Origin of the sequence: Aurantimonas sp. DM33-3 (genome assembly GCF_014334315.1) — a bacterium.
Classification (GTDB): Bacteria; Pseudomonadota; Alphaproteobacteria; order Rhizobiales; family Rhizobiaceae; genus Aurantimonas; species Aurantimonas coralicida.
Genome location: NZ_JACSGS010000022.1, coordinates 1 through 22,165, shown reverse-complemented (window position 1 = coordinate 22,165; position 22,165 = coordinate 1). Strand labels below are relative to the sequence as shown.

Sequence of the window (22,165 nt, the reverse complement as noted above, 5' to 3'; positions counted from 1 at the left end):
CGGCGAGCGCCATCCCCGCGCGAAGGCATCGCGCTGGGGTTGCTGTCAGGGCGAAGCCGGGACGACAGCAGCCATGATCACGCGCCGCCCGGGCCTGCCGTGGATCATCAACCACAAATCGTTCGTCTGGCTGAGTCAGTCGGCCGGCGCCTTCGTTGCGAGAAGCGTCGCCAATGCGGTCACATCCGCGGCCTCGCCGAGGCTGTCGACCGCCTGCAGGAGAGCGCCCGACAGGTCATCGCCGAGGAGCGTGGCGGATTTCGCGGCAAGCCGCGTCTCGATGGTGTCGGGGTCGGCGGCGGCTAGAAGGTCGTGGCGGGCGGTCAGTTGCCGGCCGTCTCGCGTCTCTACGGATACGCGGGACTGCGTGTCGGTCAGCGTCGGGTCGGCCTCGACCGTAACCCGGTCGCGCAGTGCCACGAGATCGGGGCGCACGCAATTGGCCGCGTCGTAGACGGCGAGGTCCGCCGTATCGAGCCCGTAAAGGGCCATGGCGGTAACGAGGCGATAGCTGAACTTCGCTTCGAGACCCGTCGCCGGTTCCGGCTTGTTGCAGACGTCGAACCAGCGCGGGTTGGTCGAGATCGTCACGCTGCGAATGGCGTCGGGCGCCAAACCGTCGTCCCGCAGGCTTCGCAATGCCTCGAGCGTCGCGTGCAGGCCGTGGCAACAGGCGTGGAACTTGTAGGAGATGTCGGGGAAGACCCAGGTTTCGCCGAGCCCGTCGAAGGCAGCCATGTGTCCGCTCCCCGCATGGGTCGGCCCGAAACCCTGGCGGTCCTCGAACCCGTTCGGATTGGAGGCGACGCCGGCCCGCGCGAGGAGCGCGCAGGTCACGCCGGCTTCGGCGGCAAAGCCCGCGTTGAGCGGTTTCGCCATCGTCCCCATCTGGCTTTTCAGCCCGGATGCGCGTGTTGTCGCGAGGCCCAGCGCGAAGATCATCGCGGCCTCGTCGAGCCCGGCGATGCGCCCGGCCGCCACGGTTGCGCCGAAGGCGCCGGCGGTGCCGGTCTGGTGGAAGCCCGCCTCGTAATGCGACCGGCCCAGCCAATCGCCCACCCGGCAAGTCGCCTCGAGCCCGACGACCAGCGCATCGAGAAAGGCCTGGCCGGACGAACCTTCCATCTCCGCCATCGCAAGGGCTGCCGACATCACGACGACGCTCGGATGGCCGATATGCAGGAAATGCGTGTCGTCGTAATCCAGCGCGTGGCTGGTCGTGCCATTGGCGAGCGCCGCCGCGCGCGGCGTCGCCGTCCCGCCGCCGATGAGGCTTGCCCCGGCGCCGGATTCACTTACCGCCATGCGCCGCGCCGCGATCGCCACCGGCTCGCTGCGCCCGGCCAGTCCCGCCGTCGCCCAGTCGAAGAGCGACAGCCGGGCAAAGCGGCGGGCAGCGGGCGAGCCGGGATCTTCGGCGAGCGCGAAACGGGCGAGAGGGGCGGCGATCGACATCAATAGCTCCGCGGCATGCCGAGCACGTGCTCGGCGAGGTAGGAGAGGATGAGATTGGTGGAGATCGGCGCCACCTGGTAGAGGCGCGTCTCGCGGAACTTGCGCTCCACGTCGTATTCCTCGGCGAAGCCGAAGCCGCCATGGGTCTGGACGCAGGCCTCGGCCGCCTCCCAACTCGCCTCCGCCGCCAGCATCTTGGCCATGTTAGCCTCGGCGCCGGGATTCTCGTTCGCCTCGTAGAGCCGGATCGCCTCGTGCAGCATCAATTCGGCCGCGCGCATGCGGGCATAGGCCTTGGCAATCGGGAACTGGATGCCCTGGTTCTGGCCGATCGGCCGGCCGAAGACGACCCGCTCGCCGGCATAGGCGGCGGCCTTGTCGATGAACCATTTGGCGTCGCCGATACATTCGGCGGCAATCAGGATCCGCTCGGCATTCATGCCCGAAAGGATGTAGCGGAACCCCTTCCCTTCCTCGCCGATCATGTTGGCGGCCGGCACCGGCACGTCGTCGAAGAAGAGCTCCGTCGTGGCGTGGTTCATCATCGTGCGGATCGGCCGGATGGTCAGGCCGTTCGCCTTGGCCTCGGGCATGTCGACGAGAAAGACCGACAGCCCTTGCGTCTTCTTCTCGACCTGGTCCAGCGGCGTCGTGCGGCAGAGCAGGATCATCAGGTCGGAATGCTCGGACCGCGAGATCCAGATCTTCTGGCCGTTGATCCGGTAGACGTCGCCGTCCCGGCGGGCGGTGGTGCGCAGCGAGCCGGTGTCGGTGCCGCTGGTGGGCTCGGTGACGCCGAAGGATTGCAACCGTAGCGTCCCCTCGGCGATCTGCGGCAGATAAGCCTGCTTCTGGGCGTCCGAGCCATGCCGGAGCAGCGTGCCCATCGTGTACATCTGCGCGTGACAGGCGCCGGCATTGCCGCCCTGACGGTGGATTTCCTCGAGGATCACCGCGGCGGCCGAAAGCGGCAGTCCCGATCCGCCGAATTCTTCCGGGATCAGTGCCGAGAGAAAGCCGGCCTCGGTCAGCGCCTTCACGAAATCGGTCGGATAGGCGCGGCGCTCGTCCAGCTCGCGCCAGTAGCTGCCGGGGAAATCCTGGCAGAGCCGGCCCACCGCTTCGCGGATCTCGTCATGGGTGTCGATCGTGGTCATGCTGCGCTCCTGTGCTCGGGACAGCATAGCGTCCGGCGCGGAAACCGGCAGACCGCGCGGGCGATGGAGGCAATAGCCGTCTCCTATGGACGTCGCACGAGTGTCCGCGATTGACGCTCGCCGCTTCCAGTCCTGATCGAACCGGCTGAATCACTTTTGCAAGGGTTGGCGACAAGCCCCTGATGTCACTGACGATGCGTGATGGCGACGACACCCGGCGGGCGCGCTGCGGTCAGCCGGTGGATAGGGCCCGACTATCGGGTCGATAGACGCCAGCCCGTTTCGTAGGGCGGTCCGGCTAGGTAGGATCGGCCATCGGATGAGGCCGCATCATGCCAGCGGCCCGCCCTGCCCGCCATTGTCGAGACGAGACCTTTCATGCGCGATCCCGCCAACGCCCGCAGCTTCCTCTTCGTCCCGGCGACCCGCCCGGAGCGGATCTCCAAGGCGTTCGCCTCGGGGGCCGATGCGGTCATCGTCGATCTCGAGGATGCGGTTGCGCCGGCCGACAAGGAGGCGGCGCGGGCCAGCCTGCTCGCCGCGCTCGCCGCCGACGCAGGCGTGTTCGTCCGGATCAATGCCGCCGGCACGCCATGGCATGATGGCGACATGGATTGTCTCGACCATCCGGGCATTGCCGGCGTGATGCTGGCCAAGGCCGAAACGGCGGATGACGTCGCCCGGATGCCGAAGCCGGTCATTCCACTGATCGAGACCGCGCGCGGCCTGGCGGCAGCGCGCACCATTGCAGAGGTCGCCGGGGTCGTGCGGCTGGCCTTCGGCACCATCGATTTCATGCTCGATCTCGGCCTGCCCGAGGACGCGGAGGCCATGGCGATCTACCGCGCCGAACTGGCGCTGGCCTCCCGGCTCGCCGGTCTCGCGCCGGCCATCGACGGAGTGACCCCGGCGATCGACGATGTCGATCGCGTCATCGCGGAAACCCGCCGCGCCCTTGCCTTCGGCTTCGGTGCGCGGCTCTGCATCCACCCGGCGCAGATCGGTCCCGTCCACGACACGATGCGGCCCGGTGACGACGCGAGCCGCCGGGCCCGCCGCATCGTTGCGGCGGCGGAGGCGGCCGGTGGCGGCGCGATCCAACTCGACGGCGCCATGCTGGACCGGCCACTGGTCGCCCAGGCCGAGGCGCTTCTCGCCCGCGCCGGAGAGCAGAAAGGCCGCTAAGGGAGGTCGTCCCTCAGGCGGTTTCGAGCGTCGCCTGCATGGAGATCACGCCGTCGGAGCGCTCGATGCGCCCCTCGCCGCCCGTGCCGGCGGCCGGGTGAACCAGCCGGATCGGCGTCGTGTCGAAGACCGGCGCCAGCGCCCGGAAGGCGAAGCGGCGGACGGATGCCGTGCCCGCCATGGCGTCGCAGAGCTTCGTTGCCATCAGCGGGCCGTGGACGATCAGCCCCGGATAACCCTCGACCTCGCGGCAGAAGTTCCGGTCCCAGTGAATCCGGTGGCCGTTATGGGTGAGCGCCGAATAGAAGAACAGCTCCATGTCCGGATGGACGACATAGCCGTCGGGAACCGGATCGCCCGGCGCGCGCAGCGCCTTTTCAGGCAGTCCGCGGTCGCGATAGACGATGGTCTGTTGTTCGGCGATCGCCAGTTCGCCATCCTGTTCGATCGCATGGTCGACCGTCACGAAACAGAGGTCGCCGGTCCGCCCGCTCTTGAAGGCCACATCCGTGATGGTCGAGCGCCGCGTCGCCGGCACGCCGATGCGCAGGGGACGATGCACCGTCACGTCGCCGGCCGCCCACATGCGGCGGTGGAACGGCGCCGGCGGCAGGAACAGGCCCAGCCGCTCATGGCCGTCTTCGCCCTGGTTCGAAATGGGAAAGCCGTGGTTGAAATAGGCCCAGTGCCAGGTCGCCGGCAGCTCGGCCTCCGGCGCCGCGACGCCGAGGACATGCGCCTGCTTCGCCGCCGTCTCGGGCGCCATGCTGTCGGTCGCTTCACGCTGGCGCCCGACATAGGCCATGCATTCCTTGCGGATCGCCTCGTCCATAGATCGTCTGCCTTTCCTTGCCGCCGGACCGCCAGCGCGACTTGCGCAAACCGGTGATCTTCCGCCCTGGCGGTGCCTCGAAGTGACCGCCCCGTGAGGAGGCAAACTAGAGCGCGCTGCGGAGCGCCGTCCAATAGGCCGTCTTCGCGGCTGTCATAGGCTCGCACTCTGACTGTCCGGGAACTCGGCCTGCCAGATCCCGCGCCGGACCAGATCTTCGATGACCCGGATGCAGTGGGTTTCGATGGCCCGGGTCGCCGCCGAGATCGGCCGTCTGGCCGAGCGCACCAGATAGACCGGGCGGCGCATGCGGGGCGAGACGATCTGGCTGCCCAAGAGCCGGCCGGTCTCGGCCAGATCATGCACCGCCGCCGGGGACAGGATGGTGTGGCCGCTGCCGCGGGCGACCAGCGCCTTGATCTGCTGCAGCGAATCCATCTCGGTGACGACCCGCGTCTGCAGCCGCTCGGCCTTGACCACCCGGTCGATCAGCCGCCGCAGGCCGTGACGCTGCGACGGCAGGACGAGGTCGAGCGCCATCACCTCGGCAAGCGGCACCGGAACGCCGGGCGGCGTCGCAAACGGCCAGTCGTCCGGCGCGGCATAGAACCAGAGGTCCTCCATCAGGATCAGACGCGACGGGCAATCCCCGATCCCGTCCTGGTCGTAGAGCAGCGCCAGGTCGATCTCGCCGCTGGTGACGAGTTCGCGGATATGACCGCTCATCGCCTCGGTGGCGCAGAAGCGCACCTGCGGCATCTCCACCCGCACCGTCTCGGCCAGCGGAATCGACAGCGCCATGGACACCGAGGCCGGCATGCCGAACTCTACCCGGCCCGACGGTTCGGCCCCGATCGCCCGCACCGCGTCCTCGGCCTCGGCCATCAGGCTGCCGATCCGGCAGGAATGGTCGTAGAGCACCTGGCCCGCCTCGGTCGGCACCACGCCCCGTGCGGTCCGCGACAGGAGTTCGGTGCCCAGATGGGTTTCCAGATTGCGGGTCTGCTGCGACAGCGACGGCTGGGCGATGCCGAGCACCCGCGCGGCCGCGCTCATCGATCCGCTGTCGACGATCTGGCGGAAATAGGCGAGCTGGCGTGAGTCCAAGGGAGGCTCCGGGAAATAGGAACACCCTATTGGTAGCGCCCGCGCGCAGCATCTGTACAGGGCCCGCTTCCGCCGGCCGCGTCGCTGCTCTCTAATGCCCCCATGCGAAACCACGATCTCTTCTCCCTCGCGCTCTTCGTGAACATCTGCGAGACGCGCAGCATCAGCCGGGCCGCCGAGCGGATGAACATCGTCGCCTCGGCCGCCAGCCGGCGCGTCGGCCTCTTGGAGCATGAGGCCGGGCTGCCGCTGCTGCTGCGCCGGCCGCACGGGGTGGAGCCGACTGCCGCCGGCATGATCGTGCTGCGCTATGCCCGCGACGTCATGCATCTCGGCCAGCAGGTGGAGGCGGCGCTGGAGGATCATCGCTCCGGCGCGAGCGGCATCGTCCGCGTCTTCGCCTCCAGTTCGGTGCTGGTGGAGTGTCTTGCTTCGCATCTTGCGGAATTCGCCAAGGCGCATCCCGGCATCAAGATCGATCTGGAGGAGCGGCCGACCAGCGACACGCTGCAGGCGCTCTATCACAAGCAGGCGGATGTCGGCGTCGTGGTGGCCGGCAGCGAGATGTCGGGCCTGTCCAGCTATCCCTATGCCAGCGACATGCTGGCCGTCGCCGTCCCCTGCGACCATCGCCTTGCGGCCGCGCGGCGGCTGAGATTCGACGAGCTCTTCGAGGACGACCACATCGCCCTGGAGCCGGGCACGGCGGTGCACCGCCTTCTGTCCGAGCAGTCGCGGGTACACGGCCGGGCGCCCCGGGTCCGGGTCCAGGTCCGCAGCTTCGAGGTGATGTGCCAGATGATCGGGCGCGGGCTCGGCATCGGCATCATGCCGCGGCGGGCGATCGGACCGCTGGCGGCAGCGCTGCGACTGTCGCTGGTGCCGCTCGACGAGCCCTGGGCGCAGCGCCGTTTCACCATCTGCGCCCAGCCCTCCGACACGCCCAATGCGTCGACCCAGCGCCTCATCGCCTTCTTGCGCGAGCGCGCCTCGACCGCCGGTTAATCGGCCTTCCGGCAAGTCGCGACCAGAACGAAAGCAACCGGCGCCCACGGTTTCACCAAATTCGAAACCAGATGACGCTGAATTCTCATTCCCCGAACCAGATTTCGCACATAGGCTGAACAGGCTCAAGAAACAGGCATCCGAAAGGCGCCTCGTTGATGTCCCTGCCGACGCTTCCCCAATGGACCGCTCTGACGCGGCAGCGCCGCGTCGCCGAAGCGGAGCGTTGCCGGGCCGCGCGGGACAAACTCGACGCGGCGTTCAGCCTGTTTGCCGCAGACGGCGACACCTGCGCCTCCGGGGCGGCTCCCTCCACCGATGGGCCTCTGGCCGGCCTGCCCTATGCCGCGAAGGACATGTTCGACCGGCCCGGCCGCGCTCCCTCCTGCGGTCTTGCCGCGCCCTTCGAGACCCCGCCCAAGCAGTCCGCCGCGATCCTCGACCGCATGGACGCGGCCGGGGCCGACTGCATCGGCTTCGCACGGATGGCAAAGCTCGCCTACGAGCCCTCCGGCTTCGCCACGGCTCGCAATCCCTGGAACCCGGACTTTGCGCCGGGCGGCTCGTCATCGGGCTCCGCCGCAGCCGTCGCCAGCGGCGCCGTCTTCGTTGCCCTCGGTTCCGATACCGGCGGTTCGGTGCGCATCCCAGCCCATTGCTGCGGTGTCACCGGCTGGAAACCGTCCACCGGCCTCGTGCCGGCAAACGGCGCCATGCCGTTGGCCCCGAGCCTCGATACGATCGGCATTCTTGCCCGCGGGGCCGCCGACATCCTGATGGTCGCCGAGGCGACAGGCCTTCTGCCGTCCGGCGATGCCGGCACGCCCCACCGCGGCATCGCAGTCGCCGAAGACCTCCTGCAACGCGCGGAGCCGTCTATCCGCGTCGCCTGCGAGGCCGGCATCGACCACTTTCTCGGCCTCGGCTACCCGCTAGGAGGCCGTTCGGCCGGCCCCGCCGTCGACGCCAATGGCGACGCCGCCCTGCGGGTCCTGCAGGCCGAAGCCGCACGCGGTCTCGGCGCCTCGACCGCACTGGCCGAACAGGACCCGGAACTGGCGCGCCGGCTGGCGAGCGGCGGCCGGATCGACGACGCCACGCTCAGACGCGACCTTGATGGGCGCGACGCGGCCCGGGCGGCCTTCCTCGCATCGGTGTTCGGCGACAGCGCGTTTCTTCTGACGCCGGTCATGGCGATCCGCACCCCCACGCTGGCGGAGGTCGATCCTGCCGCGCCGAGCTTTTCCGGCTGCACACTCTACGCCCTCAGCGCCTTCCTGCGCTTTGCCAATTATCTCGGCCTGCCGGCCCTCGCGCTGCCGACCGGCATCGACGATCGCGGCATGCCGGTCGGGCTTCAGCTCGTCGGCCGGCCGGGCAGCGACCGCGCGCTTCTGGAACTCGGCACCGCTTTCCAGGCGACGTCCTCCTGGCACGGCCGGATGCCGCCGCTCGCCCAACCGATCCTGCAATCTACCGAGAGTCTCGTCGCATGAGCTCCGCCCTCTCCCATCTCCGCGTGCTCGACCTGACCCGGGTGCGCGCCGGGCCGACCTGCTGCCGGATTCTGGCCGATTTCGGCGCCGACGTGATCAAGGTCGAGGCCCCGGTGGGGGTCGATCCCAACGCCAATATGAGCGGCGCGCGGCATGGCTACGACATGCTCAACCTGCACCGCAACAAGCGCTCGCTCACCCTCAACCTCAAGACCCCCGAGGGTCATGCCGTGTTCATGCGGCTGGTGCGCGATGCCGACGTGGTGGTCGAGAATTTCCGGCCCGACGTGAAGGACCGGCTGAAGGTCGCCTATGAGGACCTGAAGGCGGTCAATCCGCGCATCATCCTCGCCTCGATCTCGGGCTTCGGCCAGACCGGCCCCTACAGCATGCGCGCCGGCTTCGATCAGATCGCCCAGGGCATGGGCGGCCTGATGGGGGTTACCGGCCTGCCGGGCCAGGGTCCGGTACGTGCCGGCATCGCGGTCGCCGATTCCTCGGCCGGCGTGTTCGCCGCTTGCGGCATTCTCCTGGCGCTGCAGGAGCGCGAGACGTCCGGCGAAGGCCAGTGGCTGCACACCTCGCTTCTGGAAGCGATGATCTCGATGATGGACTTCCAGGCCGCGCGCTATCTCATCGACGGCGAGGAACCGGCCCAGGCCGGCAACGACCACCCCTATGTCACGCCGATGGGCGTGGTGCAGACCGCCGATGGCCACATCAACATCGCCGTCGGCGGCGAGAACCAGTGGCGCCCCTTCTGCGAGGCGATCGACCGGCCCGCCCTGGCCGACGATCCGCGCTTTCGCACCCAGCCCGACCGTTTTGCCAACCGACCGGCGCTGAATGGCCTGCTGCAGGAGATCTTCACCAGCCGCAACTCGGCCGAATGGCTCGATCTTCTCGACCGCCACGGCGTGCCCTGCGGTCCGATCAACGGCCTCGCCGACGTCTTTGCCGACGAGCAGGTCCGCCACCTCAACATCGCGGTCCCGCTGGAGCATCCGGCCCGTGGCCCGATCAGGGTCGTCGGCCAGCCGATCACCATGACCCGCACGCCCGCCGCCTTCCACAGCGCCGCCCCCGATGCCGGCGAACACAGCGACGCCATTCTCGGCGAGGCCGGGCTGTCGGCGGATGAGATATCCGCCCTGCGCGCCAAGGGAGTGGTCTGAGCCATGGCCGGTTCGATCGAGCTTCGCCGCGACGGGCACGCCGCCATCCTGACGATCAGCCACGAGGCGCGCCGCAACGCGCTCAGCCTCGCCATGTGGCGGATGCTGCCGACCCTCGTCGCCGAGGCATCGGCCGATCCGGAGATCCGCGTGATCGTCCTCGAAGGCGCCGGACCGAAGGCGTTCTGCGCCGGAGCCGACATCTCGGAATTCGCCACCCTGCGCGACACGCCGGAGCAGGTCGCGGCCTACGAAGTCGGCGTCGACCGCGCGCTGACAACGTTGGCCGCCTGTCCCAAGCCGACCGTCGCTGCCATTCGCGGCGTCTGTTTCGGTGGGGGGCTGGAACTCGCGCTGGCCTGCGACCTCCGGCTTGCCGACGACAGCGCGGTCTTCCGCATGCCGGGGGCCCAACTCGGGCTCGGCTACACCCTCTCGGCAATCGAGATGTTCGTGCAGCGGATCGGCCAGGCTGCCACCGCCGAGATCATGTTCGCCGGTCGCGCCTTCGGCGCCGCCGACGCGCTGCGCTTCGGCGTCGTCCAGAACGTCCATCCGCGGGCCAGCTTCGAGACCGAGCGCGACGCCTTGGTCGACACCATCGCCGGCAACGCGCCGCTGACCCTCATCGCCACCAAGCGGGCCCTCATAGAACTGGCCCGCCCGGCCGGCGCGCGCGACGCCGCGGCGGTTGATGCCCTCGTCGCGGCCTGTTTTGCCAGCTCCGACTACGCCGAAGGCCGCAAGGCCTTCAGCGAGAAACGCCGTCCGCTCTTCAAGGCCGCTGCCGAGACGGCCCCGATTGAGCGAAAATGACCTCTTCCTCGGCGCGATAGGTGACGACATGAACAGACGCAGCATCATACGCCACTCCCTCGCAGTGGCGGCCAGCCTCGCGGTCGGCCTCGTGCCGCTCCGGGCCTTCGCGCTCGGACCGGCTCCCGAGGCTCTCGCCGATCCGGTGGAGCTGACGGTCGGCTATCAGAAGGTCGGGCATCTGGCGCCGATCACCCTGATCTCGGACGAGCTCGAAAAGCTCGGCGTGACCCTCAAAACCGTCGAATTCGCGCGCTACGCCGACGCCCGGACCGCGCTCCTGTCCGGCTCCCTCGACATGGCCACCGTCGGCCCTGCCGACCTCGCGATCTCGCTGTCGCAGGGCTCCAAGAACGTCGTCGGCCTGATGGGCGTCGGCTCCTCCAAGAAATACGTCATCGGCCGCAAGGGCGTCGAACTGAACTCTTGGGAAGACCTGAAGGGCAAGAAGGTCGGCATCGCGCCGGGCTCGGCCGTCTGGTTCCAGTTCGCGGCGACGGTCACCGAGAACGACATCCCCTATGACAGCTTCACCGCGGTCAACATCCAGGGTGGCGGCGCCAATTTCGACCAGGCGCTCAAGCGTGGCGAAGTCGACGCCATCGTCACATGGGAGCCGTTCGAATCCGTGCCGGTGATCGAGGATTACGGCTACTTCGCCAAGAACCTCGAATACAGCGCATCGGAAGCCGTCGGTGCCGAACTCGGCATGCTGATGGCGACGAAGGACGCGCTGGAGGAAAAGCGCGGCGCCGTCGAGCGCTTCGTCTGGTCCTATCTGAGCTCGCAGGAAAAGCTCGCCGCAGACCCCGAAGCCTTTGCCGCGGCCTATGCCGACCTCACCGGTCTCGCACCGGACGTGGCGGCGGAAGCGGCCAAGCCGATCACCCTCGGCTCGGTGGTCGACCAGGAGCAGATCGAGCGCCAGGCCAAGGCCTTCGCCGAACTCGGCGTGATCCAGCAGGACGTCTCGGACCAGATCGCCGATCACTGGGATCCGTCCATCGTCGAAGCCGCCAAGGGTCAGTAATCCTTGCCGCCTCGCCCCGCGATCAGACGCGGGGCGAGGCACCCGTCCCGCAGCCAGGAGACCCCAATGTCCGATACCTCCGTCAAGCAGCCCGTTCCGGACGGTGCCGGACTCGCCGCCCCGGGTGCGCGAACGCTGGGCAGCACATTGCCCCAGCTCATTCTCGCCAGCAGTGTCGGCCAGTTGCTGCTCGGCCTTCTGCTGCCGGTCGCGATCATCGCCATCTGGCAGTTTTCCGGCACCGACGGCTCGCTCTTCGGCGGTGTCCTGCCCACCCCCGACCGGGTCGTCTCGGCCTGGTGGGTCTGGGCCTTCGGCGAGGCCGGCATGGGGCTGAACCCCTATAGCGGCACGTGGTTCGCCAATGTGGTCTTCTCCACCCAGCGCGTCGCTCAGGGCTTCTTCGTGGCCATCGCCGTCGGCGTGCCCGCCGGCATCCTGATCGGCTGGAGCCGCCTCGGCGCCCAGATCCTCGATCCGACCGTCCAGATCATGCGCCCGGTGCCGATCACCGCCTGGCTGCCCTTCTCCGTCGCCGTCTTCGGCATCAGCGGCTTCAGCGCCATCTTCCTGATCGCCCTCGGCGCCTTCTATCCGATCGTCATCAACACCACCCAGGGCGCCCGCCATGTCGAGCGCAATCTGATCCGCGCCGCGCTGATGATGGGCGCCAACCGCTTCGACATCCTGCGGCGCGTCGTCCTGCCCGCCGCCCTGCCCTCGATCTTCACCGGCCTACGGATCGGCCTCGGCATCGGCTGGACCGCCGTCATCGTCTCCGAGATGATCGCGGTGAAGTCCGGCCTCGGCTATGTCCTGTGGGACGCCTATTATGTCGGCCGCATGGACGTGGTCATCGCCGACATGGTGTCGATCGGCGTCATGGGCCTTCTGAGCGACCAGCTCATCCTCCTCGCCGAACGCTGGGCCCTGTCCTGGCGCCTCGCGCAGACCCGCTGAGAAGGAATTCCCGATGGCCGAAATCAAGCTTCGCCAGGTCGCCAAGGTCTACAATGCGGCCACCCCGATCCGGGCGCTGGACTGCGTCGACCTGGATATCGCCGAGGGCGAGTTCGTAGCCCTGCTCGGCCCTTCGGGCTGCGGCAAGTCCACGCTCCTCAACATTCTCGCGGGCTTCGAGGACAACAGCGAGGGCAGCGCGCTGATCGATGGCAGCACCATCGGCCGACCCGGCCCCGATCGCGGTGTCGTCTTCCAGGAAGCGGCTCTGTTTCCGTGGCTGACTGTCTGGGAGAACGTCATCTTCGGCCCCAAGATGCAGGGCGTGGCGCGCGCCGACTACGAGGAGCGCGCCCGCGAGCTTCTGGAGATCGTCGGCCTGCAGGATTTCGCCAAGGCCTATCCCTCGCAGCTTTCCGGCGGCATGCGCCAGCGCGTCGGCATCGCCCGGGTGCTGGTCATGCGGCCGCGCGCCCTCCTGATGGACGAGCCCTTCGGCGCGCTCGACGCCCAGACGCGGCTGGCCATGCAGGAATTGCTGCTGAAGGTCTGGGAGAAGCTGAACACCACCGTCGTCTTCGTCACCCATGACATCGACGAGGCGATCCTCCTGGCCGACCGGGTCTGTGTAATGACCGCGCGGCCGGCGCGGATCGGCCGCGAGATCCCGATCGAACTCGCGCGTCCGCGCTCCATCGACGACCTGATCACCCCCGACTTCACGCGCTACAAGGCCGAGATCATGGCCGAGATGCGCAGCGCCCACAGACACGCAGAGACGCAGGCCGCATGAGCAATCCCCGCATCCCCTACCGCATGTCGTCCGAGCGACCGTCCCTGCCGCCGATGCAGGGGCGCCGGATCCTGGTCAATCTGGTGGTCAATGTCGAAAACTGGCAGTTCGACCAGCCAATGCCGCGCACCATCATCACCCCGCCGCACGGCAAGGAGACGGTGCCGGACGTGCCGAACTTCAGCTGGGCCGATTACGGCATGCGGGCCGGCCTGCCGCGCATCCTGAAGCTGTTCGCCGATCTCGGCCTGCCGGCCTCCACCTCGATCAATGCCGGCGTCATCGCCGCCTATCCGCAGGCGGCCCGGGCCATGCGCGACGCCGGCTGGGAGTTCATCGGCCACGGCCTGCACCAGCGCGCGCTGAACCATGCCGGCGCCAGCGAGGAAGCGCTGGTCATCGAGACGCTGCGGCTGATCAAGGAATTCACCGGCGCGCCGGCGCGCGGCTGGCTCAGCCCGGGCCTGCGCGAGACCCTCGAGACCCCGGACATCCTGCGCCGCGCCGGCGTCGATCACGTCTTCGACTGGGTGGTGGACGATCTTCCGTCATGGATCGCCACGCTGGACGGGCCGCTGATCGCGATGCCCTACAATCTCGAGATCAACGATTCCATCGTCTACGCGATCGAGAAGCATGCGACCGGCGAGATGCTGAACCGGCTGCAGCGCACGCTTGCCCTCTTCCGCAACGAGATCGACACCAATCCCCGCGTTCTCGCCATCGGCCTCCATCCGCATCTGATGGGCGTGCCGCATCGCCTGCAGGAACTGCGCGACATGGTGGAACTGCTCAAGGCCAGCGACGACGTGCTGTTTACCAGCGGCTCCGAGGTCGCCGACTGGTACGCCGCGGCCGAGCCCTTTGGCGCAGGTGCTGGCTGATGGACCTGCACCTGTCCGGCAAGCATGTGCTGATCACCGGCGGCACAAAGGGCATCGGCTTCGCCATCGCCGATCTCGTGGCCGCGGAAGGCGCCGCCTTGACCATCGTCGGTCGCGATGCCGATCGCCTGGCCGATGCGAAAGCGCGGCTGGCGCCCCACGGCGCGCCGGTCAACGCCATCGTCAGTGACCTCGCCGAGGCGGGCGCCCGGGCGGCTCTCGTCGCGGAAGCTGGCGATGTCGACATCCTGGTCAATTGCGCCGGCGCCATTCCCGGCGGCGACCTCTTCGCCCTGCCGATCGAGATATGGCAGGACTCCTGGCAACTCAAGGTGTTCGGCTATATCGACCTGACGCGGCTCTATCTGGAGCGGATGAAGGCGCGCGAGAGCGGCACCATCGTCAACATCATCGGCGATCTCGGCCGGTCGCCGCGCTTCGACTATGTCTGCGGCTCGACGGCCAATGCGGCGCTCATCGCCTTCACCGAAGCGGTGGGCGCCAAGAGCCCCGACTGGAATGTCCGCGTCTTCGGCGTCAATCCGACCGCCACGCGGACCGAGCGGATCGTCACCGTCGCCCGGGGCCGCGCCGAAAGCGCGCTCGGCGATCCCGAACGCTGGCGCGAAATGATCGCCAACCGGCCCTTCGGCCGCCTGTCGGAGCCGGAAGAAGTCGCCCGCATCGTCGCCATGCTGGCGTCGCCGGCGGCCGGCTATCTGTCGGGAACGGTGGTCGATCTGGATGGCGGCATGCGCCATCGGGGATGAGCCCGCTCGCGCGGCCCCAGCCCGATCGATGGCTCAGAGCGCTGCGGGACGATCCCGCCGTGTCGCCAGATAGGAGCGGTCGCGGCTGCGGTACTGGCCGTCGCCCTTGCGGCCGACGAGGGCCCCGTCGGACACCATCAGCTTGCCGCCGAGAACCACGATCGTCGGCCAGCCGGTGAGCTCCAGCCCCTCATAGGGCGTGTAGTCGGCGCCGTCGTGCATCTCTGCGTGCCGGACCGTGCGGGTCATCGCCGGATCCCAGATCGCGATATCCGCATCGGCGCCGATGGCGATCGTGCCCTTGCGGGGATAGAGGCCATAGGTCTTGGCCTGGTTGGTCGCCGTCAGCGCCACGAAGCGCGGCAGGTCGATCCGGCCCTTGTTCACCCCTTCCGAGAACAGGATGGGCAGCCGCAGCTCGACGCCCGGAATGCCGTTCGGAATGTGCCGGAAGCTGGTCATGCCCTTCGGATTGCGCTTTCCGGCCGGGTCGTCATAGCGGAACGGGCAATGGTCGGAGGAGAACAGGTCGAAGACACCGCGTTCGAGCCCGTCCCAGCAGGCCTCCTGGCTCTCCGCGTCCCGTGGCGGCGGCGAACAGACGAACTTGGCGCCTTCCCAGTCCATCCCGTCCAGATCGTCGGCGGTCAGCATCAGATATTGCGGACAGGTTTCGCCGATCACCTTGCGGCCGCGGCGACGCGCCCGCTCGATCTCTTCCATGGACTCCCGGTTCGACACATGGACGATCACCAGCGGCACGTCGGCGACCTCGGCCAGCGACACGGCGCGATGGGTCGCCTCGCGCTCCACCGCCGTCGGCCGGGTCGACGCATGGGCGCGCGGCGCGACATCGCCCTCGGCCTCGTGGCGGCCGATGAGATAGCGGATCGCGTCCTCGTTCTCGCAATGGACCATGACGAGGGCGCCGGTGCGGCGGGCCACATCCATCGTGTCGAGGATCTGGCCGTCGCTGAGCCGCAGATCCTCGTAGGTCATGAACACCTTGAAGGAAGTGTAGCCGTCCTCCACCAGCGCCGGCAGTTCCTGGCCGAGCACCGCGTCAGACGGGTCCGAGACGATCAGGTGGAAGCTGACATCGGTGTAGCAATTGCCGTCGGCCAGCGCGTGATAGGCCTTCAGCGCCTCGCGCAGCGGCCGGCCCTTTTCCTGCAGGCAGAACGGCAGGATGGTGGTGTTGCCGCCGAACAGCGCCGAGCGGGTGCCGCTCTCGAAATCGTCGGCCATGACGATCCCCTCGCCCGAAGGCTGGGCGATATGCACATGGCTGTCGATCCCGCCCGGCAGAACGTAGCGCCCGGTGGCGTCGATGGTCTCGACCGCCTCACCGAGATCGCGGCCGATCTGCACGATCACGCCGTCGCGGATGCCGATATCGGCCTGGAACACGTCGGATGCGGTGGCGATCGTGCCGTTCTGGATGACGAGGTCGTAGGGCATGGGCGGTCCGGATCGATGAAACGAAGGAAGGGCCGCCCGGCGCGATCTCGGCCGGGCAGCGGGATAGGACAAGCGCGGCTAGAGCGCCGGTTCGAGGGCGGCGATCAGTCGATCGACCTCGTCCAGCGTGTTGTAGTGAACCATCGACACCCGCACGACGCCGTTCTGCGGTGCAAGGCCGAGATCCTGGATCAGGCGCTTGGCGTAGAAATCCCCGTGCCGGATGCCGATCATGTGCGGATCGACCTGGTTGACGATGGCCTTGGAATCGCGATCCCCGGCAATGAAGCTGATCGTCGCCACCCGGTCCTCGACGGCGCTCGAATTGCGGCCGACGATGCGGATCGAGTTGCGGCTGCCGAGGAAATCGAGAAGCCGCGCGGTGATCGCCCGCTCCTGTTCGGCAATGTCGCGGAATCCCGCCTCGATCGCCCCGCGGCCCGCCGTCGCGCCCGCCATGACGCCCAACTCCTCGACATAATCGATGGCGCCGACAGAGCCATGGGCGAGCTCGTAATTGATGTTGCCCGGCTCCAGCTTGTGCGGCACGGCGTCCTTGCCGAAGAAGAAATGGTAGATGTTGTCGAGCTCGAGGAGCCGGTCCCGCCGGCCCCACATCACCCCGAAATGCGGGCCGAAGACCTTGTAGGCGCTGAAGATGTAGTAGTCCGCGCCGAGCGCCTGGACGTCCACGGCGCGGTGCGGCGCGTAGGCGACGCCGTCGACGCAGACCTGGGCGCCGCCCGCATGGGCGATCTCCGAAATCTCGGCGATCGGGTTGATGGTGCCGAAGATGTTCGACGCATGGGTGACGCAGACGAGCTTGGTGCGCTCGTTCATCAGGCCTTTCAGATCGTCGAGATCGAGCTCCAGCGTTTCCGGATTGCAGTTCCAGAACCTGATGACGACGCCGCGGGCCTCGTGCTTCAGCCACGGGCCGATATTGGCCTCGTGGTCGGTGTTGGTCACGATGATCTCGTCGCCGGCGGACAGGCTGCCGGTCATCGCCTCCGACAGCACCCGGATCAGCATGGTGGTCGAGGCGCCCATGACGATCTCGCCGGCATCGGCGGCGTTCAGATAGCGGGCGAAGGCGTTGCGCGCCTCGCGCACCCGTTCCGTCGAGCGCTGGCTCGGCGCGTAGGTCGCCCCGGTCTGGACGTTGGACGTCAGGAGGTAGTCGGAGATCCGGTCGGCAACCCGCGACAGCACCTGGCTACCGCCGGCATTGTCCATGAAGACCCAGTCGCCGGAAAGCGCCGGAAACTGCCGGCGGACGAAGTCCATGTCGAGTGCCATCGGATGTGCCTTTCGGTCTCTGCCAGAATGTGCGGACTTGCCCGCGCGCGTCAGTGGTTGAGGACGGCGTCGAGGAAGGCGCGGGCGCGCTCGTTCCGGGTTGCCGTGAAGAAGGTTTCGGGCGTCGAGATCTCCTTGATCTCGCCGGCCTCCATGAAGACGATGCGATCGGCCACCTGCCGGGCGAAGCCCATCTCGTGGGTCACCAGCATCATGGTCACCCCCTCGCCCGCCAGCCCCTTGATGACGTCGAGCACCTCGCCGACCATTTCCGGGTCGAGCGCCGAGGTCGGCTCGTCGAAGAGCAGGATGCGCGGCTCCATGGCCAGCGCCCTAGCAATGCCGACCCGCTGCTGCTGGCCGCCGGAGAGCTGGACTGGATATTTCTCCGCCTGTTCGGCAATGCCGACCCGTTCGAGCAGGCGTCGGGCGCGGGCGCGGCTCTCCTGCCAGCTGAGGCCGCGCACCCGCACCGGGCCGAGCGCGACATTGTCGAGGACGGTGTGGTTGGGAAACAGATTGAAGGCCTGGAAGACCATGGCGACTTCCTGGCGCACGCTCTGCAGCCTGCGGCCCGCCTCGACCCGCGTGCCGTCGACGATGACGTCGCCCGCATCATATTGCTCGAGAAGGTTGATGCAGCGGATCAGCGTCGACTTGCCGGAGCCCGAGGGCCCGAGCAGCACCACCACCTCGCCGGCGGCGACCTCGAGGTCGATGTCCTTCAACGCCTCGAACTTGCCGAAGCGCTTGCTGACGCCGCGCATCTCGATGATCGGCCGGGTCGCCTCCATCAGCGGGCTCCCTTCTTGGCATGGCGCGCCTCGAAGACGGCGACGAGACGCACCAGCGGCAACAGCAGCAGGAGATAGAGGATCGCCGCGCCGATCAGCGGTGTCGGATTGGCGGCCAGCGCCTGCGCCTGCGTCGCCTGCTTCAGAAGGTCCGGCAGCGCCACCACCGAGGCGAGCGCGGTGTCCTTCATGACGTTGATCGAATTGTTGGTCAGCGGCGGGATGACGATGCGGATCGCCTGCGGCAGCACCACGTCGCGCATCAGGAACCACTGGCTGAGCCCGATCGACTGGGCCGCCTCGAACTGGCCCCGCGGGATCGCCTCGATGCCGGCGCGGTAGATCTCCGCCGTGTAGGCGCTGGAGATCATGGTCAGCGCCGTCGTCGCCGAGGCGAAGGCCGACAGCCGGATGCCGACGAAGGGCAGCGCGTAATAGACGATGACCAGCCAGACCAGCACCGGCAGCGCCCGGAACACGTCGACATAGGCAACGACCAGGAATTTCAGGATCGGGTGCCCGTAGATCCGCATCATCGCCAGAGCGAGGCCGCCGACCAGGCCGAGCACGATGGACAGGGCTCCGAGCGCAATCGTCCGCCACAAGCCTTCCAGGAGCAGCGGGTAATAGCGCAGGAGAACGTCGATATTGAAGAAGGTGTGGACGATATCCATCAAGCCGCCGACTGTTCCGGGAGAGGCGTCGGGGCCGGACGCGAAGCGCCCGGCCCGTCGGTCGGATTAGGACTTCGGCTTCGGCATCTCGCGCACTTCCACCGTGCTCGTGGTGGCTTCCGGCTGCGTGCCGAACCATTTCTCGTGCAGATCGGCGATGTAGCCTTCGTCCTTGAGGGTCGTCAGCACCTCGTTGGCCTTGCCGGCCAGTTCGCTGTCCTTGGCGAACATCATCGAATATTGCTCGCCCGTGGCCAGCCGCTCAACGACCTTCATCTCGGGCTTGTCCTTGAGATAGTAGGCGACCGCCGGAATGTCGGAGACATAGGCGTCGATGCGCCCCGCCGCGAGATCGAGCATGGCCGGGCTCAGGCCCTCGTAGCGGCTGATGCCGGCCAGGCCCCACTCGCTCTCGCGCTCGGTCGAGTAGATGTCGCCGGTCGAGCCCGTATCGACGCCGACGGTCTTGCCCTTCAGGTCGCCGCTGCCGGCGATGCCGGAATCGGCGCGGGTCGAGAGCGACTGGTCGCTGTCGTAATAGGGCTGCGCGAAGGACACCGACTGGAGCCGCTCGTCGGTGATGGTGATCGAGGAGATCGCCACGTCGATGCGGCCGGACTGGACGGCGGAGAAGAGGCCGTTGAACGGCACGTTCTGGATGTCGACCTCGTCATAGCCGAGGCGGTCGGCGACTTCCTTGAGAAGATCGACCTCGAAGCCGACGATCTCGGAATTCTCGTCCTGGAACTCCCAGGGCACGTTGCCGATATTGGCGCCCGCCGTCAGCGTTTCGGCGAGCGACGGACCGGCGACCAGAAGGAGCGCGGTGGTGGCGGCGGCGATCATGTGGGTCCGGATCATGCAAGTCTTCCCTGTCTCGTTGGTGGAGCGCACCGGCGCGTGGCCGGCCTGGAGATCGAACTGGATGGCGTGACGTCCCGCGGCACCTGCTTCTACCGTCGGCATGCAGATGCCTATATTTTTCGCATGCACTTTAGAGCACAAAGTGTATGCGAATTATCCCGGCGCGCAATCCCGCAGGGCGATTTTCTCCAGATTTTGGGAATGATCGGCGAAAGCACCTCCAGGATGCGGTTCCGGGCTCGAACGTCGCGATGGCGACAGGGAAGCGTCCGGCGCCTGCTCACAGGGAGGTCCGGCGACGGGCGAACCAGCGCTCAGTGTTGGCGCTCCGGATGCCGGGAGCCTTAACCCGGGGGGCGCCACTTCGAAGCCAATCTGCTCCGCGCCGATGGCCCTCGGGGATAGAAAACGAGTGGGCGCGGCCTGCACGAGACCGCACGACCTTTCCAACCGCGCGCGCCATTGAGCCCGCCGGGCCAGCATCTGCGTTCGAATGTTGACTGACTAAAAACGCGGACGCACCGCATCAGTCCTCGACGTAGGGCGCCAGAATATCGACGAGGTTCTTCGTGCCCCGGTCGGCATCGGGCAGGAACGCCCGGTCGGCCACGGCCTCCAGATGCCCGGCCATCAGCCGCATGGCCGCGTCGCGATTGCCGTTGGCCAGGGCCTCCACCAGCGAGCGATGCTCGTTGACGGCGCATTCGGGCGAATGCGGGCGGCCATAGGCCGAGAGCGACAGGCCGCTGCGATAGGCCACCTCGCTGACATAGCGGATGAGGATCGGCTTGCCGGTCATCCGGGCCAGCAGCACGTGGAAATCCGTCGCGAGCCGGATCGACGCCGCCTCGGGGCCACCGGCGGCCTTGTCCTGCGCCGCGATATGGGCGTTGAGCTCGGCGATCTGCTCGGGGCCGAGCGCGCCGGCCAGATGACGGACCACCAGCCGCTCCAGCTCGACACGGATGTCGAACGTGTCCCGCGCCTCCTCGAAAGTGGGCGTCGCCACCACCGCGATCCGGTTGCGCCGCAGATCGACCAGCCCTTCGCCGGCCAGTTGGCCCAGCGCCTGCCGTGCGATGGTACGACTGACGCCGAAGCGTTCGCCGAGCGCGTCCTCTGGCAGCTTGTCGCCCGGCGCCAGAGCGCGCTCGATGATCGCGCGCCGGATGGCGAGGCAGATCCGATCGACCCGGCTGGCGGAATCCCGTGACAATGCCATCGGTGAAGGATGCTCCTCTTCGCAGTTCCCGCCTGACCGCATACCACACGGTATCAAAAGTCCATACATGTCGCCGCGCTGGACGCCGCCCGGTCCTAATGCGGCCCGGACCGCTAACGGGTCCGGGCTATCTCCGAAACCGCAGAATGTTACGCATCGACGTGCACGCGCCAGACGAAGTCGCGGCTGGCCCTGGGCGGCAGGACCAGGATCCCCGGCTTGTCGATGAAGGCACCATCCCAGCCGACGGGGCTCGCCATCGAGAACCAGGGCTCGATGCACACGAACGGCGCACCGCCGGATCGCGACCAGATGCCGAGATCCTTGTAGCCCTCCCAACCGATGGTGATCGAACGGACAATCTCACCGTCCGGCGCCTGCGCGGCGTAGGTCACGCTGCGGCTGGCGACATCCGGCATCACCAGCGCGTCCCGCGCAAACAGCGCCTCCGACAAGGGCAGCCTCCGGCCGTCGAAAGGCAGCGGCTTTTCGGCGCCGAGCAGCGCATCGCTGACCGACAGGGCGACGCCCGTCTCCTGGCGGTCGAAGTGGATTGCGTGGTCCGTCTTGGCCACGCCGTCGACAAGCGGCCAGCGAAACCCGGGATGCGCGCCGACGCCGCAGGGCAGCGGCTCCTCACCGGGATTGCTCACCCGCGTCGTCACAGCCAGGGTCGCCTCGGTCACCTCGTAGATGAGTTCAAGGACGAAGGGATAGGGATAGATGCGCTGGGTCACCGCGTCGTCGGTAAGGCGGAGCACGCACCGCCGAGACGATTGCTCGATCCAGGTGAAGCGGCAATCCCGGGCAAAGCCATGCTGGCCGAGTATGTACGTCCCACCGCCGTTGCGCAGGACGTTGCCGGCGAGCTTGCCGACAATGGGGAACAGGACCGGCGCCTGCCGCGGCCATTCGGGGCCGCCCTGCCAGAGGAGTTCCTCCCCCGCCGCGTCGCGCAGGCTGACCAGTTCGGCCCCTGCGTCACGGATGACGGCGCGAACGCCCTCGGCTCCGAACTCATGCGTTTCCATCAACGTCCGCCTCCCCTCACTTCATAGCCCCTGAACGCAAAAAGCCCCTCGGCTGTGGAGCGCGAGGGGCTTTTTGTGGTGCGTTGTGAAGAAGGTGGTCTCAATGGACAACTTGCGATTTGCAGACCTGGCGGCGACCGACTTTCCCGCGTCTT

21 protein-coding genes are annotated in these 22,165 nt (G+C 67.8%); 10 read left to right on the top strand and 11 right to left on the bottom strand.

Annotation, left to right across the window (positions count from 1 at the left end):
• Window positions 1-135: 135 nt before the first annotated feature.
• Both H9Q09_RS20605 and H9Q09_RS20600 read right to left on the bottom strand, forming a co-directional pair.
• The gene (locus H9Q09_RS20605; RefSeq protein ID WP_187392604.1) at window positions 136-1,455 is read right to left on the bottom strand and encodes an MmgE/PrpD family protein; all 1,320 of its coding nucleotides are present in this window, start codon (window positions 1,453-1,455) and stop codon (window positions 136-138) included.
• Window positions 1,455-2,612 carry an acyl-CoA dehydrogenase family protein gene (locus H9Q09_RS20600; RefSeq protein ID WP_187392603.1) on the bottom strand — a complete coding sequence of 386 codons (1,158 nt, stop codon included), beginning with the start codon at window positions 2,610-2,612 and terminating at the stop codon, window positions 1,455-1,457. The genes H9Q09_RS20605 and H9Q09_RS20600 overlap by 1 nt, the downstream gene beginning before the upstream one ends.
• A gap of 378 nt (window positions 2,613-2,990) precedes the next feature.
• Between H9Q09_RS20600 and H9Q09_RS20595 the strand changes: the two genes are divergently transcribed.
• On the top strand, window positions 2,991-3,797 hold the full coding sequence (locus tag H9Q09_RS20595; RefSeq protein WP_187392602.1) for a CoA ester lyase: 807 nt from the start codon (window positions 2,991-2,993) through the stop codon (window positions 3,795-3,797).
• Window positions 3,798-3,810: 13 nt separating this feature from the next.
• On the opposite strand, the gene H9Q09_RS20590 is transcribed toward H9Q09_RS20595, so the two are convergent.
• Both H9Q09_RS20590 and H9Q09_RS20585 read right to left on the bottom strand, forming a co-directional pair.
• On the bottom strand, window positions 3,811-4,629 hold the full coding sequence (locus tag H9Q09_RS20590) for a MaoC family dehydratase N-terminal domain-containing protein (RefSeq protein ID WP_187392601.1): 819 nt from the start codon (window positions 4,627-4,629) through the stop codon (window positions 3,811-3,813).
• A 153-nt stretch (window positions 4,630-4,782) separates the two neighbouring features.
• Window positions 4,783-5,736: a LysR substrate-binding domain-containing protein gene (locus H9Q09_RS20585; RefSeq protein ID WP_187392600.1), complete on the bottom strand. Its 954-nt coding sequence runs from the start codon at window positions 5,734-5,736 to the stop codon at window positions 4,783-4,785.
• Window positions 5,737-5,838: 102 nt separating this feature from the next.
• Here H9Q09_RS20585 and H9Q09_RS20580 point away from each other — a divergent pair, with 102 nt between their 5' ends.
• The 9 genes from H9Q09_RS20580 to H9Q09_RS20540 all read left to right on the top strand — a co-directional run bounded on the left by H9Q09_RS20580 (window position 5,839) and on the right by H9Q09_RS20540 (window position 14,665).
• Window positions 5,839-6,741, top strand: coding sequence for a LysR family transcriptional regulator (locus H9Q09_RS20580; RefSeq protein WP_187392599.1), 903 nt, complete (start codon window positions 5,839-5,841; stop codon window positions 6,739-6,741).
• 158 nt (window positions 6,742-6,899) lie between these two features.
• Window positions 6,900-8,237, top strand: coding sequence for an amidase (locus H9Q09_RS20575; protein ID WP_187392598.1), 1,338 nt, complete (start codon window positions 6,900-6,902; stop codon window positions 8,235-8,237).
• The gene (locus H9Q09_RS20570; protein ID WP_187392597.1) at window positions 8,234-9,412 is read left to right on the top strand and encodes a CoA transferase; all 1,179 of its coding nucleotides are present in this window, start codon (window positions 8,234-8,236) and stop codon (window positions 9,410-9,412) included. Before H9Q09_RS20575 ends, H9Q09_RS20570 begins: the two co-directional genes overlap by 4 nt.
• Window positions 9,413-9,415: 3 nt before the next feature.
• On the top strand, window positions 9,416-10,228 hold the full coding sequence (locus tag H9Q09_RS20565) for an enoyl-CoA hydratase (RefSeq protein ID WP_187392596.1): 813 nt from the start codon (window positions 9,416-9,418) through the stop codon (window positions 10,226-10,228).
• Window positions 10,229-10,256: 28 nt separating this feature from the next.
• A complete protein-coding gene (locus H9Q09_RS20560) occupies window positions 10,257-11,258 on the top strand; it encodes an ABC transporter substrate-binding protein (protein WP_187392595.1) in 1,002 nt (333 codons plus the stop codon).
• Between the two features lie 66 nt (window positions 11,259-11,324).
• Window positions 11,325-12,218, top strand: coding sequence for an ABC transporter permease (locus H9Q09_RS20555; protein ID WP_187392594.1), 894 nt, complete (start codon window positions 11,325-11,327; stop codon window positions 12,216-12,218).
• A 13-nt stretch (window positions 12,219-12,231) separates the two neighbouring features.
• Window positions 12,232-13,011 (top strand): ABC transporter ATP-binding protein, encoded by a 780-nt coding sequence (locus H9Q09_RS20550; RefSeq protein WP_187392593.1) that lies wholly within the window; start codon window positions 12,232-12,234, stop codon window positions 13,009-13,011.
• Window positions 13,008-13,895: a polysaccharide deacetylase family protein gene (locus H9Q09_RS20545; RefSeq protein ID WP_187392592.1), complete on the top strand. Its 888-nt coding sequence runs from the start codon at window positions 13,008-13,010 to the stop codon at window positions 13,893-13,895. The genes H9Q09_RS20550 and H9Q09_RS20545 overlap by 4 nt, the downstream gene beginning before the upstream one ends.
• A complete protein-coding gene (locus tag H9Q09_RS20540) occupies window positions 13,895-14,665 on the top strand; it encodes a short-chain dehydrogenase/reductase (RefSeq protein ID WP_187392591.1) in 771 nt (256 codons plus the stop codon). Before H9Q09_RS20545 ends, H9Q09_RS20540 begins: the two co-directional genes overlap by 1 nt.
• 33 nt (window positions 14,666-14,698) lie before the next feature.
• On the opposite strand, the gene hydA is transcribed toward H9Q09_RS20540, so the two are convergent.
• The 7 genes from hydA to H9Q09_RS20505 all read right to left on the bottom strand — a co-directional run bounded on the left by hydA (window position 14,699) and on the right by H9Q09_RS20505 (window position 22,010).
• Window positions 14,699-16,126, bottom strand: coding sequence for a dihydropyrimidinase (gene hydA, locus H9Q09_RS20535; protein WP_187392590.1), 1,428 nt, complete (start codon window positions 16,124-16,126; stop codon window positions 14,699-14,701).
• 78 nt (window positions 16,127-16,204) lie between these two features.
• Complete coding sequence (locus H9Q09_RS20530; protein WP_187392589.1) at window positions 16,205-17,425, bottom strand: cysteine desulfurase-like protein; 1,221 nt, start codon at window positions 17,423-17,425, stop codon at window positions 16,205-16,207.
• 50 nt (window positions 17,426-17,475) lie between these two features.
• A complete protein-coding gene (locus tag H9Q09_RS20525) occupies window positions 17,476-18,219 on the bottom strand; it encodes an amino acid ABC transporter ATP-binding protein (RefSeq protein ID WP_187392588.1) in 744 nt (247 codons plus the stop codon).
• Entirely contained in the window at window positions 18,219-18,893 is a 675-nt protein-coding gene (locus H9Q09_RS20520) for an amino acid ABC transporter permease (protein WP_024350448.1), read from the bottom strand. Before H9Q09_RS20520 ends, H9Q09_RS20525 begins: the two co-directional genes overlap by 1 nt.
• A 66-nt stretch (window positions 18,894-18,959) precedes the next feature.
• A complete protein-coding gene (locus H9Q09_RS20515) occupies window positions 18,960-19,739 on the bottom strand; it encodes a transporter substrate-binding domain-containing protein (protein WP_187392625.1) in 780 nt (259 codons plus the stop codon).
• Between the two features lie 544 nt (window positions 19,740-20,283).
• A complete protein-coding gene (locus H9Q09_RS20510; RefSeq protein ID WP_187392587.1) occupies window positions 20,284-20,979 on the bottom strand; it encodes a GntR family transcriptional regulator in 696 nt (231 codons plus the stop codon).
• Window positions 20,980-21,128: 149 nt separating this feature from the next.
• Window positions 21,129-22,010 carry an aldose 1-epimerase family protein gene (locus H9Q09_RS20505; RefSeq protein ID WP_187392624.1) on the bottom strand — a complete coding sequence of 294 codons (882 nt, stop codon included), beginning with the start codon at window positions 22,008-22,010 and terminating at the stop codon, window positions 21,129-21,131.
• Between the last annotated feature and the right edge of the window lie 155 nt (window positions 22,011-22,165).

What these genes read in the sequence shown, in the direction of transcription:
- H9Q09_RS20515 (WP_187392625.1), bottom strand. Translation starts at nt 19,739, where the DNA reads ATGATCGCCGCCGCCACCACCGCGCTCCTTCTGGTCGCCGGTCCGTCG.
- H9Q09_RS20575 (WP_187392598.1), top strand. Translation starts at nt 6,900, where the DNA reads ATGTCCCTGCCGACGCTTCCCCAATGGACCGCTCTGACGCGGCAGCGC.
- hydA (WP_187392590.1), bottom strand. Translation starts at nt 16,126, where the DNA reads ATGCCCTACGACCTCGTCATCCAGAACGGCACGATCGCCACCGCATCC.
- H9Q09_RS20555 (WP_187392594.1), top strand. Translation starts at nt 11,325, where the DNA reads ATGTCCGATACCTCCGTCAAGCAGCCCGTTCCGGACGGTGCCGGACTC.
- H9Q09_RS20565 (WP_187392596.1), top strand. Translation starts at nt 9,416, where the DNA reads ATGGCCGGTTCGATCGAGCTTCGCCGCGACGGGCACGCCGCCATCCTG.
- H9Q09_RS20505 (WP_187392624.1), bottom strand. Translation starts at nt 22,010, where the DNA reads ATGGAAACGCATGAGTTCGGAGCCGAGGGCGTTCGCGCCGTCATCCGT.
- H9Q09_RS20560 (WP_187392595.1), top strand. Translation starts at nt 10,257, where the DNA reads ATGAACAGACGCAGCATCATACGCCACTCCCTCGCAGTGGCGGCCAGC.
- H9Q09_RS20590 (WP_187392601.1), bottom strand. Translation starts at nt 4,629, where the DNA reads ATGGACGAGGCGATCCGCAAGGAATGCATGGCCTATGTCGGGCGCCAG.
- H9Q09_RS20525 (WP_187392588.1), bottom strand. Translation starts at nt 18,219, where the DNA reads ATGGAGGCGACCCGGCCGATCATCGAGATGCGCGGCGTCAGCAAGCGC.
- H9Q09_RS20580 (WP_187392599.1), top strand. Translation starts at nt 5,839, where the DNA reads ATGCGAAACCACGATCTCTTCTCCCTCGCGCTCTTCGTGAACATCTGC.
- H9Q09_RS20510 (WP_187392587.1), bottom strand. Translation starts at nt 20,979, where the DNA reads ATGGCATTGTCACGGGATTCCGCCAGCCGGGTCGATCGGATCTGCCTC.
- H9Q09_RS20530 (WP_187392589.1), bottom strand. Translation starts at nt 17,425, where the DNA reads ATGGCACTCGACATGGACTTCGTCCGCCGGCAGTTTCCGGCGCTTTCC.
- H9Q09_RS20540 (WP_187392591.1), top strand. Translation starts at nt 13,895, where the DNA reads ATGGACCTGCACCTGTCCGGCAAGCATGTGCTGATCACCGGCGGCACA.
- H9Q09_RS20605 (WP_187392604.1), bottom strand. Translation starts at nt 1,455, where the DNA reads ATGTCGATCGCCGCCCCTCTCGCCCGTTTCGCGCTCGCCGAAGATCCC.
- H9Q09_RS20600 (WP_187392603.1), bottom strand. Translation starts at nt 2,612, where the DNA reads ATGACCACGATCGACACCCATGACGAGATCCGCGAAGCGGTGGGCCGG.
- H9Q09_RS20550 (WP_187392593.1), top strand. Translation starts at nt 12,232, where the DNA reads ATGGCCGAAATCAAGCTTCGCCAGGTCGCCAAGGTCTACAATGCGGCC.
- H9Q09_RS20595 (WP_187392602.1), top strand. Translation starts at nt 2,991, where the DNA reads ATGCGCGATCCCGCCAACGCCCGCAGCTTCCTCTTCGTCCCGGCGACC.
- H9Q09_RS20545 (WP_187392592.1), top strand. Translation starts at nt 13,008, where the DNA reads ATGAGCAATCCCCGCATCCCCTACCGCATGTCGTCCGAGCGACCGTCC.
- H9Q09_RS20570 (WP_187392597.1), top strand. Translation starts at nt 8,234, where the DNA reads ATGAGCTCCGCCCTCTCCCATCTCCGCGTGCTCGACCTGACCCGGGTG.
- H9Q09_RS20520 (WP_024350448.1), bottom strand. Translation starts at nt 18,893, where the DNA reads ATGGATATCGTCCACACCTTCTTCAATATCGACGTTCTCCTGCGCTAT.